Annotated in this window: 12 protein-coding genes; 9 read left to right on the forward strand and 3 right to left on the reverse strand. The window is 71.2% G+C overall.

What is annotated here, in order from left to right; translation table 11 throughout:
- Positions 1-267 precede the first annotated feature (267 nt).
- The 8 genes from BFF76_RS17770 (at position 268) to BFF76_RS17805 (ending at position 11,690) form a co-directional block, all read left to right on the forward strand.
- Positions 268-1,941: an extracellular solute-binding protein gene (locus tag BFF76_RS17770; RefSeq protein WP_065848591.1), complete on the forward strand. Its 1,674-nt coding sequence runs from the start codon at positions 268-270 to the stop codon at positions 1,939-1,941.
- Between the two features lies 1 nt (position 1,942).
- Positions 1,943-2,959 (forward strand): ABC transporter permease, encoded by a 1,017-nt coding sequence (locus BFF76_RS17775; protein ID WP_053930850.1) that lies wholly within the window; start codon positions 1,943-1,945, stop codon positions 2,957-2,959.
- A 5-nt stretch (positions 2,960-2,964) separates the two neighbouring features.
- Positions 2,965-3,900, forward strand: a complete 936-nt coding sequence (locus BFF76_RS17780; RefSeq protein WP_051834678.1) for a carbohydrate ABC transporter permease — start codon at positions 2,965-2,967, stop codon at positions 3,898-3,900.
- A gap of 70 nt (positions 3,901-3,970) precedes the next feature.
- Positions 3,971-6,208: a sialidase family protein gene (locus BFF76_RS17785; RefSeq protein ID WP_065848592.1), complete on the forward strand. Its 2,238-nt coding sequence runs from the start codon at positions 3,971-3,973 to the stop codon at positions 6,206-6,208.
- 15 nt (positions 6,209-6,223) lie between these two features.
- Positions 6,224-8,200 carry a beta-galactosidase gene (locus BFF76_RS17790; protein ID WP_065848593.1) on the forward strand — a complete coding sequence of 659 codons (1,977 nt, stop codon included), beginning with the start codon at positions 6,224-6,226 and terminating at the stop codon, positions 8,198-8,200.
- Positions 8,197-10,416 (forward strand): glycosyl hydrolase family 95 catalytic domain-containing protein, encoded by a 2,220-nt coding sequence (locus BFF76_RS17795; protein WP_065848594.1) that lies wholly within the window; start codon positions 8,197-8,199, stop codon positions 10,414-10,416. Before BFF76_RS17790 ends, BFF76_RS17795 begins: the two co-directional genes overlap by 4 nt.
- A gap of 33 nt (positions 10,417-10,449) precedes the next feature.
- Positions 10,450-11,157, forward strand: a complete 708-nt coding sequence (locus BFF76_RS17800) for a GH12 family glycosyl hydrolase domain-containing protein (RefSeq protein ID WP_031096249.1) — start codon at positions 10,450-10,452, stop codon at positions 11,155-11,157.
- A gap of 101 nt (positions 11,158-11,258) precedes the next feature.
- Positions 11,259-11,690 carry a VOC family protein gene (locus BFF76_RS17805; RefSeq protein ID WP_031096246.1) on the forward strand — a complete coding sequence of 144 codons (432 nt, stop codon included), beginning with the start codon at positions 11,259-11,261 and terminating at the stop codon, positions 11,688-11,690.
- 121 nt (positions 11,691-11,811) lie between these two features.
- Here the strand turns inward: BFF76_RS17805 and BFF76_RS17810 are convergent, their stop codons facing one another.
- Positions 11,812-13,017, reverse strand: a complete 1,206-nt coding sequence (locus BFF76_RS17810; protein WP_065848595.1) for an erythromycin esterase family protein — start codon at positions 13,015-13,017, stop codon at positions 11,812-11,814.
- A 58-nt stretch (positions 13,018-13,075) separates the two neighbouring features.
- Between BFF76_RS17810 and BFF76_RS17815 the strand changes: the two genes are divergently transcribed.
- Complete coding sequence (locus BFF76_RS17815) at positions 13,076-13,861, forward strand: TioE family transcriptional regulator (RefSeq protein WP_053930846.1); 786 nt, start codon at positions 13,076-13,078, stop codon at positions 13,859-13,861.
- Between the two features lie 48 nt (positions 13,862-13,909).
- Here BFF76_RS17815 and BFF76_RS17820 read toward each other — a convergent pair whose 3' ends face one another.
- Both BFF76_RS17820 and BFF76_RS17825 read right to left on the reverse strand, forming a co-directional pair.
- Entirely contained in the window at positions 13,910-15,679 is a 1,770-nt protein-coding gene (locus tag BFF76_RS17820; RefSeq protein ID WP_065848596.1) for an HEXXH motif domain-containing protein, read from the reverse strand.
- 50 nt (positions 15,680-15,729) lie between these two features.
- The gene (locus BFF76_RS17825; protein WP_051834674.1) at positions 15,730-15,918 is read right to left on the reverse strand and encodes a hypothetical protein; all 189 of its coding nucleotides are present in this window, start codon (positions 15,916-15,918) and stop codon (positions 15,730-15,732) included.
- Positions 15,919-15,938 lie beyond the last annotated feature (20 nt).

Raw genomic sequence — 15,938 nt, forward strand, 5'->3', positions numbered from 1 at the left:
CCTTACGGACACATCGGTGCGGCATCGGACCGGGAAACGGTTCGGAAACAGGTCGGAGGAATATCGAAACGAACTCTTGTGTGGCCGGGACCCTTCACTTAACCTCGCTGCAACATCGAAGCGCTTCGACGAGGCAGCCCGTTGACCGCTTCAGCTCAGCCGGTGCAGTCCCGACCGGCTCGGCCGGTAACGCCCCTACCTCAGACACAGGGCCGAGCGGCAGCAGCCGCCGCGGGCCGTCCTGTTGCACCACGAAGGGTTGACGCAATGACGCCGAACTCCCCCTCCGCTCCCAGCCGGAGACGATTCCTCGCCTCCTCCGTGGTTGTCGCGGCAGCCGTGGGCGGCGGGATGCCGCTCCTCGCCGCCTGTGGCGGCGGTTCCGGTGGCTCGAAGAACGAGGGCACGACCACGGGCAAGAAGCTGAAGGACATCCTTCCGGCCTACGTGCCTTCCAAGGCGGTCACCCCGGACATCCCGAGCAAGAACGGCTCCGCGGTCGGCTTCACCACCGCGCTCCCGGCCGACCAGCTCGCGGTGTCGGTGCCCAAGAAGCTCGGCAAGGGCAGCGAGCTGAGGATCATGGCACCGCTGTGGGGCACATCCCCGGGTGAGGGCAACCCGTACTGGAAGGCGATGGACGAGGCCGCCGGCGTCGCGGTCAAGTGGCAGAACCAGGACGGCAACGTCTACGGCCAGAAGCTCGGCGCGGTGCTCGCCTCCAGCGACATCCCCGACGCGGTCGTCGTCCCCGGCTGGGAACTGGGCGGCAAGATACCGAGCGCCATCGCCAACAAGTTCGCCGACCTAGGCCCCTACCTCTCGGGCGACAAGGTCAAGGACTACCCGAACCTCGCGGCCATCCCCACGGGTGCCTGGCAGCGGGCGATCTTCGCCGGCAAGCTGCGCGGCCTTCCCATGCCCGCTGAGGCCACACCGAACATCACACCCTTCTACCGCGCGGACATCTTCGAGGAGAAGGGGTACGAGGTCCCGACCACCACGCAGGAGTTCTTCGACCTCTGCAAGGAGGTCAACGCCCCGAAGAGCAAGGTGTGGGCGTGCAGCGACATGACGTGGTCCGCGTTCGTCTTCTTCGGAGTGCTGCCGGAGAAGCCGTACTACTGGAAGCTCGTCGACGGCAAGCTCGTCAACCGGTACGAGACCGACGAGTACCTCGAGGCGCTGGCGTGGTCCCGCTCGCTGTACTCGGCAGGCTTCGTGCACCCGGACGCCAAGGCCGAGACGGGTGACATGCGGACCACCTTCTCCTCCGGGAACGTCCTCATGTACAACGCGGACATCTCCGACTGGTACGCCGCGACCGCTGTCCAGCGCCTGGACAAGCCGGAGTTCCGGATGGGGGCGATGGACTTCTTCGCCGCCGACGGCGGTGACCCGGTCATCTACGAGGCCTCGCCCTCCAACATCTGGTGCTTCGTCAACAAGAACGCGGACAAGAAGACGATCGAGGACGTCCTCGCCCTCGCCAACTACACCGCCGCTCCCTACGGCACCAAGGAGCAGCGTCTGAAGGCGTACGGCCTGGAGGGGACCCACCACACCCTCAAGGACGGCGTCCTCACCAAGACGGAGCAGGGAAACAACCAGGTCTTCGCCACCTACGAGTACGTGGCGTCCCCGGCCCCCTTCCGCGCCTACCCCGACTTCCCGGACGTCGCCAAGGGTGTCGTCGAGTGGCAGCAGCGCCAGGGCGCCCACCTCAGGAAGCCCCTCTTCCACGGGATGCAGATCCAGGAGCCGACCCGCTTCACCGAGCTCAACGCGCAGTTCGAGGACCTGGAGAAGGACATCGTGCGCGGCCGCAAGAAGGTCAGCGACATGCAGCAGCAGGTCTCCGACTGGAAGACCAAGGGCGGCGACAAGCTTCGGGACTGGTACAAGAAGCTGCTCGACGAGACCGGTGAGTCGGCCTCCTGACATGTCGCTGAGCACAGAGGACCGGCGCGCGCGGGATTCACGGACGCCGCCGGTCAAGACACGGGCGGCCGGCGGTGTGCCGGTCGCCAAGGAGATGCCGCTGCGGCACCGGCTGCGCCGGGACCGCACGCTGATCCTGATGACCCTGCCGGCGATGGTCCTGCTGCTGGTCTTCGCGTACATCCCCCTGGCGGGCAACATCGTCGCCTTCCAGGACTACGACCCGTACATCGCGGACAACGCCTTCCAGGCGATCGCACAGAGCCCGTGGGTCGGCTTCGAGTGGTTCCAGCAGATGGTGAACGACCGGCTGTTCTGGTCGGCGCTGCGGAACACGCTGGCGATCTTCCTCCTGCAGCTGACGCTGTTCTTCCCGGTGCCGATCCTGCTCGCGCTGTTCATCAACAGCTTCGTGCGGCCCCGGGTCCGGGCGGTGGCGCAGGCGATCCTCTATCTGCCGCACTTCTTCTCCTGGGTCCTGGTCGTCACCGTGTTCCAGCAGATGTTCGGCGGCGCCGGCATCGTCGCGCAGACGCTGCGGGAGAACGGTCACGAGGGCTTCGACCTGATGACCGACCCCGGGCTGTTCAAGTTCCTGATCACCTTCGAGATGATCTGGAAGGACGCCGGCTGGGGCGTCATCGTCTTCCTCGCCGCCCTGGCGGCGGTCAGCCCGGAGCTCTACGAGGCGAGCGCCATGGACGGCGCGAACCGCTGGCGCCGGATGTGGCACATCACCTTGCCCGCCCTGCGCCCCGTCGTGGCCCTGCTGCTCGTCCTCCAGGTGGGCAACGCGCTGACGGTCGGCTTCGAGCAGATCCTGCTCCAGCGCACGGCGGTCGGACCGGGCGCGTCGGAGGTACTGGACACCTACGTCTGGAACGTCGGTATCACCAACGGCGGATTCAGCTACGCGGCGGCCGTCGGAATCATCAAGGGAATCTTCGGTCTGCTGCTGGTCCTCGGGGCCAACAAGGTCGCCCATCTCATGGGTGAGCAGGGGGTGTACAAGAAGTGAGCAGCCTGCTCTCCGGCCTGACCGGCTTGGCCGGTGTGAAGCCGGGAACCCGTGGCCGCCTTCGTCCGGTGTGGGAGGAGGAACCGTCCAGGGGCGGCCTCGCCTCCAAGGGCGTGGTCCTGGTCCTGATATGCCTGGCCGTTCTCTTCCCCCTCTGGGTCGTGATCGTCACCAGCCTGTCCTCGGTGAAGACCATCACCGAAGCGGGCGGGCTGGTGGTGATTCCCCGTGGCATCACGTTCATCGCCTACCAGGAGCTCCTGGGCGGCGGCCAGGTCACCCGGGCGGCACTGGTCAGCATCTGTGTGACCGTGGTCGGGACGCTCTTCAGCATGGCCGTCTCGGTCCTGTGCGCCTACGGTCTCTCACGGACCGGTTCCGTGCTGCACCGCCCGTTGCTGCTCTTCATGCTGGCCACGATGTTCTTCGGCGCCGGACTCATCCCCACCTACCTGGTGGTGCAGGGGCTCGGCCTGACCGACTCCTACCTGGCGCTGATCCTGCCGAGCGCGCTGAATGTGTTCAACATCCTGGTCCTGCGGGCCTTCTTCATGAGCACGGCGCAGGAGCTCATCGAGAGTGCCCGCATCGACGGTGCAGGCGACTTCCGCATCCTGTGGCAGATCGTCATGCCGCTGTCCCGCGCGGTCATCGCGGTGATCACGCTGTTCTACGCGGTGGGCTACTGGAGCGCGTGGTTCAACGCGTCCATCTACATCAGCGACCCGGACATGATGCCGCTGCAGAACGTGATGAACCAGCTGGTCCTCAAGCAGGAGCGGCCCACCGGTCTGACGCAGGTCATCAACACCGGCCATCTGTCGCTGCTCGCCATCCAGATGGCGGTCATGGTGCTGGCGCTGATCCCGGTCGCGTTCCTGTCCCCGTTCGTCCAGAAGCACTTCAAGGAAGGCATGCTCACCGGCGCCGTCAAGGGCTGAGCCCTCTGGCCCGCGTCACCCGTCCCTGCCCCGCATCCACCCGTCACTCCCCCACCGGAGGGTCCTCGTCATGCGTGCTTCGTCCGTCCCACAGCCAGAACCCGCCGTGCACCCGCGGCGCCGGACCGTCCTGGCCGGTGCGGCCGTGGTCGCGGCCTCGGCGTCCGTGCTGCCGGCGGCCGGGACGGCCGCCGCCGCACGGCGGCCGGCGACATCGCAGCCGCACCGCTGGCGCACCGCCGCGATCGGCGGGACGGGCTTCGTGACGGGCGTCCTGTTCCATCCGGCGGTCCGCGGTCTCGCCTACGCCCGTACGGACATCGGCGGCGCCTACCGGTGGGACGACCGACGGTCCCGGTGGACGGCGCTCACCGACCACATCGGCTGGGACGACTGGAATCTGCTGGGCGTCGAGGCGATGGCCCTCGACCCGGCGAACCCGGACCGCCTCTACCTCGCACTCGGGACGTACGCACAGGCATGGGCGTCCCCCGGCGCGGTGCTCCGGTCCGAGGACCGCGGCGCGACCTGGGCGCGTACGGATCTCACCGTGCGTCTCGGGGCGAACGAGGACGGCCGGGGCTGCGGCGAGCGGCTCCTGGTCGACCCGCGCGACAGCGAGAGGCTCTGGCTCGGCACGCGCCACGACGGGCTGCTGCGCTCCACGGACCGCGGTGCCACCTGGGCCGCCGACACCTCCTTCCCGGCCACGGCATCGGCGACCGGCCAGGGCGTCACCCTGCTGGTGGCGGCCGGCCGCACGGTGTACGCGGGCTGGGGCGACGGTGGCACGGCCCTCTACCGCACTGACGCCTCCGGCGGCTGGGAGGCCGTCCCCGGGCAGCCTTCCGCCGGTGCGGCGACGAGGGTGCCGGTCCGAGCGGCGTACGACGCGGGCAGCCGTGCGCTGTACGTGAGTTACGCCGACGGGCCGGGCCCGAACAACCAGGCTGACGGCTCGGTGCACCGGCTCGACACGGTGACCGGGACCTGGAGCGACGTGACCCCGGTGGCGCCGGGCGACGGCGACGCGTTCGGTTACGGCGGGGTCGCCGTCGACGCCAGGCGCCCTGGCACTGTAGTCGTGTCCACGAACAACCGCTGGGGCCCGGTGGACACCCTGTTCCGCTCCACGGACGGCGGAGCGAGCTGGACCTCGCTCAAGGACTCCGCGGTGCTGGACGTGTCGGAGACCCCGTATCTGAAGTGGGACGCGGAGCCCAAGTTCGGCTGGTGGATCCAGGCCGTCGCCGTGGACCCGTACGACTCGCGGCACATCGTGTACGGCACCGGCGCGACGGTCTTCGGGACGCGTGACCTGGTGCACTGGGCCCCGGAGATCCGGGGTCTGGAGGAGTCGGCGGTGCGGCAGCTGATCGCGCCCCCCTCGGGCGCACGGCTGCTCAGCGGTCTCGGGGACATCGGCGTCATGCGCCACGACTCCCTGACCGTCTCCCCGTCGCGCGGCATGGCGTCGGATCCGGTGTTCGGCACGGCGACCGGACTCGCCCTGGCCACCCTGGAACCGTCGTACGTCGTGCGGACCGGATGGCCGTCGGGCTCCGACTCGGCCGGTGCGTACTCCCGGGACGGCGGGGCGAGTTGGCAGCCCTTCGCCTCCCAGCCGGCGATCGCCCCCTCGGCTCCGGGCCCGGTGGCGGTCTCCGCCGACGGGGCGACGCTGCTGTGGTCGTTCGTCCACTGGGACGGCACGAAGTACGCGGCGCACCGCTCCACGGACGGCGGCTCCACCTGGGCCGAGGTCCCCTCGTTCCCGAAGGGCGGCACGCCGGTCGCCGACCCGCTCGACCCGAAGCGCTTCTACGTGTACGACACGGACGCGGGCGCGGTCTTCCTGTCCACGGACAAGGGCCTGACCTTCACCGAAGGGGCCACCCGACTCCCCTCCGGGGACGTGCAGTTCCGCATCGCGGCGGCTCCGGGGCGCTCCGGGGATCTGTGGCTCTCCGCCAAGGACGACGGGCTGCTGCGCTCGACGGACGGCGGCCGCACGTTCACGCCGGTGGCCGGCTGCCAGGCCTCGCACGCCCTCGGCTTCGGGAAGGCCGCCCCGTCGAAGGGACGGGCCGGCTACCCGGCGGTCTTCCAGACCGGGCGGGTCTCCGCGACGTACGACGGCGTGGCCGTGCTCCGTTCGGACGACGCGGGCGCGACCTGGGTCCGCATCAACGACGACGCCCACCGGTGGGGGTGGACCGGTGAGGTCATCACCGGCGACCCCCGCGTCCACGGCCGTGTCTATCTGGGCACCAACGGCCGCGGCATCCAGTACGCCGACCCCCAGTAGAGGAACGAGAAGTCCATGCCGTCCCTGCACGACGCCACCCGTGGCCGCGTCCTCTTCGGAGGCGACTACAACCCCGAGCAGTGGCCCGAGGAGGTGTGGGCCGACGACGTCCGGCTGATGAAGGAGGCCGGGGTCAACTCCGTCACCGTCGGGGTCTTCTCCTGGGCAGCGATCGAACCACGCCCGGGACAACGGGAGTTCGGCTGGCTGGACCGGCTGCTGGACCTCATGGCCGCCAGCGGGATCGGGGTCGTCCTCGCCACACCGACGTCGTCGCCGCCCCCGTGGATGGGCGCCCTGCACCCGGAGACACTGCCGCGCACCGAGGACGGCACCATCGTCAACTACGGCTCCCGGCAGCACTTCTGTCCGAGCTCTCCGGTGTACCGGCGCTACGCCGCGGCCCTCACCGAGGACCTCGCCGCGCGGTACGCGGACCATCCGGCGCTCACCGTGTGGCACATCAACAACGAGTACTGCACGCACTGCTGGTGCGACGAGACCGCCGCCCACTTCCGGCGCTGGCTGGCCTCGCGGTACACCACCCTGGACGCGCTCAACGACGCCTGGGGCACGGCGTTCTGGAGTCAGCGCTATGACGGCTGGGGGGAGATCCTGCCGCCGCGCCGGGCGCAGTACATGCGCAATCCCGCGCAGGAGCTGGACTTCAAGCGGTTCACCTCCGACGCGCTGATGGAGTGTTACGTCGCCGAGCGGGACATCGTCGCCCGGCACACCCCGCACATCCCGGTGACGACCAACTTCATGCCGCTGTGGTCGGGGCAGGACGCCTGGGCCTGGGCGGAGGAGGAGGACATCGTCTCCGTCGACGTCTACCCGGACCCGACGGACCCCGCCGGCGGCCAGTACAACGCGATGCTCGCCGACATGACCCGCTCGCAGGCGCGCGGGCCGTGGATGCTGATGGAGCAGGCCGCCGGGCCGGTCAACTGGCGCGGGGTCAACCACCCCAAGCCGGAAGGCCTCAACCGGCTCTGGTCGCTGCAGTCGGTGGCCAGGGGCGCGGACGCCCTCTGCTACTTCCAGTGGCGGCAGTCCCGGCAGGGGGCGGAGAAGTTCCACTCCGGGATGCTGAGCCACGCCGGCGAGCACGGCCGCACCTTCCGCGAGGTCAAGCGCATCGGCGCCGAACTCGCCCTGATCGGAGCCGAGGTGAGCGGCACGGAGGTACCGGCCGAGGTCGCCGTGCTGCACGACTGGGACGCGTGGTGGTCAAGCACCCAGGCCGGCCGGCCGTCCTCCCTCGTCTCTTACACCGAGCTGATCCAGGCCTGGCACCGAGGACTGTGGGAGAGCGGAATCGGCACGGAGTTCGCCCGCCCCGAGGCCGACCTGAGCGCGTACCGCATGGTGCTCGTGCCCCAGCTCCAGCTCCTCGCCGACGCGGCGGTCGACAACCTCGTCGCGTATGTGCGGGGCGGCGGGACGCTCGTGTGCGGGTTCTTCACCGGTGTCGCGGACGTGGACGACCGGATCAGGCCGGGCGGCATGGACGGCCGGCTGCGTGAGCTGTTCGGTATCCGCACGGTGCACGAGTGGTGGCCCCTGGACGCGGACGCGACCGTGGAGTGCGACGGTTTCCGCGGCACCCTGTGGTCGGAGGAGCTGGAACCGGACCGCAGCGCGGAGACGGTGGCCGTGTATCGGGGCGGCGAGCTGGACGGGCTTCCGGCGGTGCTCCGCAAGGGCACCGCGTGGTACGTCTCGACGCTGCCCGAGCCCGAGGCGCTGCGAGGCCTGCTCGGCCGGGCGGCGGCCGGGGCGGGCGTGCGCCCCGTCCTGGAGGGGCTGCCCGCCGGGGTCGAGGCGGTCCGGCGGGGCGGCCTGCTCTTCCTGCTGAACCACGGCAGGTCCCCGGCCGGGGTGAAGCTGCCCGGCAGGTACGCCGACCTGCTCACGGGTGCGGTGACCGACGGCTCCGTGGAGCTGGAGCGCTACGGCGTGGCCGTCCTGAGAGACGCCTCCGCATGATCGACGGAACATGGGAGCCCTGCCCCGCCATCCGCTGGGAGGACGCGTTCCTCAGCGGCAACGGCCGCCACGGGGCGATGGTGTACGGCGATCCGGCGGACGACCGGGTGATCGTCAACCACCACACCCTGGTCCGGCCGAACGGCAGCGAGGACCTGCGGCCGCCGGAGCTCGCCGACGGGCTGGGCCGCCTCCAGGACGCTCTCCTGGCCGGCGACACGAAGGCGGCCGAGGGCTTCGGCGCGGGGCGTCCGCTGGTGTGGGTCCAGCCCTTCCACCCGGCGTTCCGCTCGCGCGTGCGCCGCACCCGGGGGCTGCACGACGCGGTCGCCGGATACCGGCGCGAGGTCGACTTCACCACGGGTGAGGTGACCGCGTCGTACGAGGCATGGCGCAGCAGTGTCTTCGTCTCACGGGCCGACGACGTGATCGTGCAGCACGTCACCGACCTCGGGCTGACCGCCGAGATCATCCTGGACCACACCCTGCCCGGCGCCCCCGCACACCTGGCGGTCGGCCGCTCCACCGTCCTGACCCCGCAGGGCGCACACCTGGCCCTGCGGGTGGGCTATCCGGGCAGCGCACTCGGGTACACGGGCGTCACGGCGGCGCGGGTGGACGGCGGCACGGTCTCGGTCGCCGGCGAGGGCATCCGGATCGAGGGGGCGCGGAGCCTCACCCTGACGACCCGGGTCGTCCGCGGGGCCGGCCGCCCGGACCTCGGGGAGCTGTGGGCCGCTCTGCCGGAAGAGGACTACGCCACGCTGCTGGACCGCCACCGGCCTCTGCACCGTACGGCGTACGGGCGCACCTCCTTCACCCTGCGGGACGCCGCACCGGAGCGGGAGCTGCCCGGCAGCGAGCTGCTGCGTGCCCCCGGGTCACCCGCGCTCCTGGAGCGGCTCTTCGCGGCGGGCCGCTACCACCTGCTCTCCTCCTCGGGACTGCTGCCGCCCCGGCTCACCGGTCTGTGGACCGGCGACTGGGACACGGCGTGGTCCGGAGCCTTCACCACGAACGCCAACCTCAACCTCCAGATCGCCTCAGCCGCGGCAGCCGCCCTCCCCGAGGTCACCGAGGCCCATGCGGCCCTGGTCCAAGGGCAGTTGGCGGACTGGCAGGACAACGCCCGCGCGCTCTTCGGGGCTAGGGGCATCGTCGCGCCGTCCCACACGGACGGCACTTCGGGGCACACCCGGCACTTCCAGCGCGCCTATCCGCTGCATCTGTGGACGGCCGGGGCGGACTGGCTGCTGCAGCCGCTCCTGGAGCACGCCGAGGTCACGGCGGGGACTCCGGACGCCGCGCTGACCGGCGCCCTCATCCAAGCGGCGCTGTTCTACGAGGACTTCCTCAGCCACGAGGACCCGGACGGAAATCTGGCGGTCGTGCCGTCGTACTCCCCCGAGAACCGGCCGGCCAACGCGAGCTGGGGCACGGTGAACGCCACGATGGACATCGCCGCGGCCCGCCACGCCCTGACGACGGCCGCCGAGCACGCTCCCGGGCACCCGTCGGCCGGCCTCTGGCAGTCACTCGCGGCCCGGCTCCCGGACTACCTGGTGAACGAGGACGGCGCGCTCGCCGAATGGGCGTGGCCGGGCCTGCGGGAGACCTACGACCACCGCCACCTGAGCCACCTCTACCCGGTGTGGCCGCTGGACGCGATCAATCCGTACGACACCCCGGAGCTGGCCACGGCTGCGCACCGCGCCCTCGAACTGCGCGGCTCGGAGAACGACTCCGCCCACGGTCATCTGCACCAGGCCCTGATCGCCGCCCGGCTGCGGGACCCGTCCCGGGTGTCGGCGGCTCTGGGCTCGGTGCTGGGCGGCGACTTCTTCCACGACTCGCTGATGAGCGCGCACTATCCGTCCCGGAACGTCTACAACGCGGACGCGGCACACACCCTGCCCGCAGCCGTGATCGAGTCACTCGTCCAGTCGACGCCCGGCCGCCTGGTGCTGCTGCCCGCCGTCCCCGCGGCGTACCCGGCCGGCGAACTCCGGGGGGTACGAACCCGGTTCGGCGCACACCTGGACCTGCGGTGGTCGGGGGACGGTGCCACGGCCGTGCTGCGTCCCACCCGGGACGCCCGGGTCGACCTGCGTACGGGCGAGGGGCTCGTCCTCACCGAAACCTCCGCCGGACATCCCACGGCTCCGCTGGAGCTGACGGCCGGCGTGGACCGCGTCCTCACCCTGGGGCCGCGGTAGCACTCCTCCATCCCCACATGGAAGGAACACCCCATGGCACGATCCACCCTGACCAGGCTGCTGCTGGCCCCGACGGCAGCGGTCGCCGCACTGATCGGCTTCGCCGCGGCTCCGGCCCACGCCGCGATCTGGACCTCGTCGGAGCAGTGGGGCAACTACACCACGTCCGACGGCTACATCCTCTACAACAACATCTGGGGCTCCGGAGCGGGCACCCAGAGCATCTGGGCCAACTCGTCGGGCAACTGGGGCGTGACGGCCAACCACCCGAACACCGGCGGCATCAAGTCGTACCCGAACGCCAAGAAGATCGTCAACAAGCCGATCACGTCACTCTCGTCGCTGACCAGCGGCTACAACGTGACGGTCCCGTCGTCCGGCGCGTACAACACGTCGTACGACATCTGGGACACGGACTACGACTACGAGGTCATGCTCTGGGTGAACCACAACGGCGCCGTCGGCCCCCTCGGCACCTCCCAGGGCACCGTCACACTCGGCGGGCACACCTGGGCCGTCTACAAGGGCGACAACGGCGCCAACGAGGTCTTCTCGTTCCTGCGGACGTCCGACTCCACCGCCGGCACGGTGAATATCCTGCCCATCCTGAAGTGGATCAAGGACACCAAGGGCTGGTGGGGCAACGAGACCATCGGCGACGTCCAGTTCGGCTACGAGATCACCTCGTCGTCGGGCGGGCTGAACTTCACGACCAACGGGTTCAACGTCTCGTCGAGCTGATCCGTCCGGTCCGTCCGGTCCGTCCGGGCCGGAGGTGGTCGGGGCCATCAGCGCGTACGCGAGGATGGCCCCGGCATCGGACCCGCCTCTACGATGGCCCGATGTCCACGATCAAGCAGGTCCAGATCACCTTCGACTGCGCGGAACCCGAGCGCGTCGCACGCTTCTGGTGCGAGGTGCTCGGGTACGTCGTACCGCCGCCGCCGAAGGGGTTCGCCACGTGGGACGATTTCGATCGCACGCTGTCGCCCGACCATCAGGGGTCGGCGGCCTGCATCGATCCGTCAGGTGCCGGCCCGCGCTTGTTCTTCCAGCGCGTTCCCGAAGGCAAGGTCGTCAAGAACCGGCTGCATCTCGACGTGCGGGTCGGCACGGGGCTCGTGGGTGAGGAGCGCCTCGCCGCACTCGAGGCCGAGTGCACACGGCTGGTCGCGCTCGGCGCGGTACGCGTGCAACTGCTGGCTGCCGATGATGACTACGAGTCGTGCCTGGTGATGCAGGACGTCGAGGGCAACGAGTTCTGTCTCGACTGAGTGGTGCGGCCTGTGGCAGCACGGTTGCGTCGCCAGGACGGCCGCGCGGACGGTGCGTCCGGGACCTCAACCGGTGCCGGTGGCCCCACCGGCACCGGTCCGGGTGATCGATCCCCCGGTGTCACAGGCGCTGCGGGACGTCCTTGACGAATACGAGGGCGTCGCTTGCCGCGAGGTGCGCCGGGTCGAGCGGGGCGTAGCCGAACCAGGGGGAAACACGGGGCTCGGGCAGCGTGTCCCCGAGCGCTGTGGCCAGCCGCGGGGCGTCGATGACGCAGTGGTTCTCCGGGAGCGTGCAGAGGAGCCCTTCGAGGGTGTCCGGCGGCGGCGCGTCCACTCCCTGGTGGCTGATCGTGCCGAGGGCCGTGGCCACGAAGGCGTACTCCTGGCCGAGCCGGGCGCTCACCAGCGCACCGGCGCTCCACCACTCCAGCGGCATGCCGCCCATCCGCATCGTGCTCCTCTCCCGCTGGAGGTGGGAGTTGTGGGCGTGGACGAGTGCCGGGCCCCGCGCGGCGACGGCCAGGAGGTTGTGAGCCATCATCTGGTCCCGCACCGCGACCAGCCGGTTCAGGCGGGCCGGCGAGGTGTCGGCCATCCAGTGGTGGTAGCGCAGCAGGCCGGTCGCGGTGCGCCCGTACAGGTTCGCCAGGTACAGGGCGTCCTGCGAGGTCGCCGTGACCAGGTGCGGCGTCTGCGCGTCGAGCAGCGCCACCAGGTCGTCGGCGAGCAGCCGTAGCCGGCCGGCCTCGGCCGACCGGCCCACGGAACGGGCCGGGTCCGTCATCGCGGCGGGGTCGGTCCACCGGTCGTCGGTGCCGAGCAGGCGGTCGAGCGTCTCCCCGGTGCACGGGAGCAGGTCCGCGTCCACCTGGCCCGCGAGGTATGCGTGGAGTGCGGTGAGGGCCTGCCGGGGGCTCGCGGCGCCGGTGATCTCCAGCGGGCCGTCGAAACCGGCGAACCGGAGCCGCTCGGACGCGGGCCGGCCTTCGTTGTGGGCGCGCATCCAGCGCACGAGTTCGCGGTTGGCGGCGAAGCCGCCCCAGCCGTGGCTGATCCCGTGCTCCATGACCTCGTCGAGAGTGCCCGTGCCCCCGGTGACGTAGTCGTCCACCACCAGGCCCATCACGCAGTCGCTCTCGATCGCGATCGTCCGGTAGCCCTCCTGCTCGACGAGCTGCCGGAAGAGCTCGTTGCGCAGGTCGAGCAGGGTCTCCTCGCCGTGGGTGGGCTCGCCCAGGGCGAGCAGCCGGGGCCGGACCGGGAGCAGCCTCAGGACGGAGGCAGCCTCGACGGCATGGGTGATGTCCTTGATGTCGGTAGCCATGCCTTCGACGGTATCGCTGAACCTTCGGTTGAAACTTTGCCGCGATATCGTCGGCCCCATGGTGCGAAACCTTCAAAGCGGTGAACGGCTGAGGCCGGTTGATCTGGCGCGCGGGCACGGTCTGTCCACACAGGCGGTCAGGAACTACGAGGAGGCCGGCATCCTTCCGGCCGCCGGTCGCACACCCCACGGCTACCGCACCTACACCTCGCTGCACGCGGGGGCCCTGGGCGCGTTCCTCGCCCTGGTGCCCGGCCACGGCCACCGGACGGCGACGTCGATCATGCGGGCCGTGAACAGGGGCGCGGCCGAGGAGGCATTCCGCCTGATCGACGAGAGCCACGCCCAGCTCCTCGACGACCGGCGGACCCTCCAGGCCGTCGAGAGCGCCCTCCGCGACCTGGAGCGCGGTTCGGCGCCCGGGCCCGGTCCGGCATCCTGGCAGGCCGTCGGGTCCGGGCCTCGTGCGGAGTCCGGGCAGGCCGCGGCGTCCGGGCCCGGCAGCTTGTTCATCGGGCCGCTCGCACGGAAGCTCGGGATCCGGCCCGCGACGCTGCGCAAATGGGAGCGCGCCGGGCTGGTCCACCCGCGCCGCGACCCGCGGACCGGGTACCGCGTCTACGACGGGGCCGCGGTACAGGATGCGCGGCTGGCCCACCAGCTCAGGCGGGGCGGCTACCTGCTGGAGCAGATCGCCCCGCTGATCGCCCAGGTGAGGGCGGCAGGCGGGCTGGAGCCGCTGGAGGCCGCCCTGTGCGACTGGCACGGCCGGCTGGCCGCCCGCGGGCGGGCGATGCTGACCGGGGCCGCGGAGCTGGAGGCGTATCTCCGCGCACGCGGATGAGACCCGGTAACCCCCTGCCCGCGCCGGCGGGAGTCCACGAACCAGGCGTCAGCGGGCGACGGGGCCACCGGCCAGCCAGCGGGCGGTCTGTGTCCAGCGGTCGGGCGGGGACTCCTCCAGCAGCGCCGCGAACCGCTCGGGCCTGGCGAGCAGCCGCCGGTCGCGCGGATACAGGGCCGCGTGCGCCAGCAGCCAGCCGGCCAGCGCGTGCGGGTCCAACGGGCCGGTGCCGCTCAGCTGTTCGGTGTACGCCGCGCGTGCCGCCTCGGCGTCCCCCGCGACCAGCAGCTCATCGGCCGTCGGTGACCTGCCCGCCTCGAACTCCCTCAGCCCGTAGAGGCGCGCACGGTCGTCCTGCCAGTGACCGCGGCCCCGGTCCGGCGCGACCAGCGGCTCACCGCACGGTACGGGGGCGGTGCCGGAGCGCAGTGCGTTGACCAGGCCGTCCCTGTCACCCTCGGCGCACCGCAGGTTGCGCAGCCGCCACTCCACCCGGTGGCTGACCGCCGACGCCCGCGCCCTGGCCACGGTCGCGGGTGCCAGGGGCTCTCTCAGCCAGCCGTCGACGGTCTCGCACAGCCGGGCGACGAGCCGCAGGCCCGGTTCCGTGAGCCGCGCGTGGGTCGCCAGGGTGCGCAGCACCATGCGGGTCTGGAGCCGGCGCATCGCGAAGAGGAACGACGCCCGGCCGGCCGGGTCCGCCCCGGTGTCCCTGGTCCGCTCCCGCCAGAAGCCGGTGACACCGACGAACGCGTACGCGCCGTGGAGGAGACCGGGCAGGTGACGGGGGTCGGCGCGCCAGGGCGCGTAGTGACGCTCCGACCGGTCGTCCTCGATGAGCGGGAACAGGTGGAGCAGCGCGCCGAGTTTGCTGTGCTGGAACTCGTGGACAAGGGTTTCCGCGAGGGCGAGGCCGTCCCGCGGCCGGGCGATCACCATGGAGGCGAAGGCGTCACCGGTGGAGGCGCTGAGCCCTTCGGCCGGCACCGGGAGCACCGCGTCGCCGTCCTTGGCCTGCCAGGGCACGATGCGGCTGATCTCCTCGGGCCGCAGCCCGCCGGGTTCCGTGCCGCCCCGGCGCAGAATGGCCACGGCATCCTGGAACAGCCCGTGCCAGGCGCGCAGTTCGTCGGGCGCGAGGCGGGCGGGGGCTATCGGTTCGTCCAGGTCACGGTAGGGGTCCAGGTCGTCGAGCCGGACGGCACGCGACCCGGGTCCGGTGTCCAGCCGGTGCACCGGCAGCCAGTGCTCCGATTCCGGCTCGTCGAGCGGGCGTACGACGATGTCCGGCCCTTGCACCGTGCGGATGGTGAGGGTTCCGCCGGACACCGACGCCCGTACCGCGTGGAATGTGCCGTCTTCGGGGCCGGGCAGTCTGACCATCCCCAGTGCGGGCAGACTCACGGCCGCGTTCCTGGAGGGCAGGAGGAGTTCGGCATCCGTTCCCGCGTGGACGGCTGCCGCCGCGGCCACGGCGGCGAGCTGTCCGGCATCGGCCCACAGCGGCGGCCCGGAGGCCGTTCCGTGCAGCCGGCGGAGTATGTGGGCGAGCCAGCTGCCGACCTGGGGGGTCAGCAGCAGTTCGTCGACCGCCTCGGGAGCTCGGGCGGCGGCAGACTCCAGCGTGGGCCAGACAGCCGTCGCGTCCAGAGGACCGAGGATGCCGGGCGTCGCGTCGAGGAGGTCGAGGAGCTCGCGCAGCAGCAGGATGCGGCGCGTACGTTCGCCCCGGACCAGGAACGCGACGGCCTCCGCCGAGCCGCCGCCTGCGGCGATCTCGTCGAACAGCGGGCCGGGCATACGGATCGGCGCGTACACGTTGCTCCCTGTCGTGGACGGATTCATAGCGGCGGCCCGTTTCGGCCCCACTACTCGGCCCGCCCCGGTTCACCGCCCCCCATCGCGTTGGTGCGCGCACGCCGGAGTTCGGCAAGCAGACGTGCCGACCCGTCCGGAGCGGGCAGGCGTCTCAGGTCGGCGACGCCTACGGATGCCAGGTCCATGAGGTCGGACTCGAGGTGATCGGGTGTGCCGTCAGCGGGCACCGGCTGGTACAAGGCGCGCTCCCCCTTCGCGA

The sequence above is a fragment of the Streptomyces mutomycini genome (assembly GCF_001700505.1).
GTDB classification, from domain to species: domain Bacteria; phylum Actinomycetota; class Actinomycetes; order Streptomycetales; family Streptomycetaceae; genus Streptomyces; species Streptomyces mutomycini.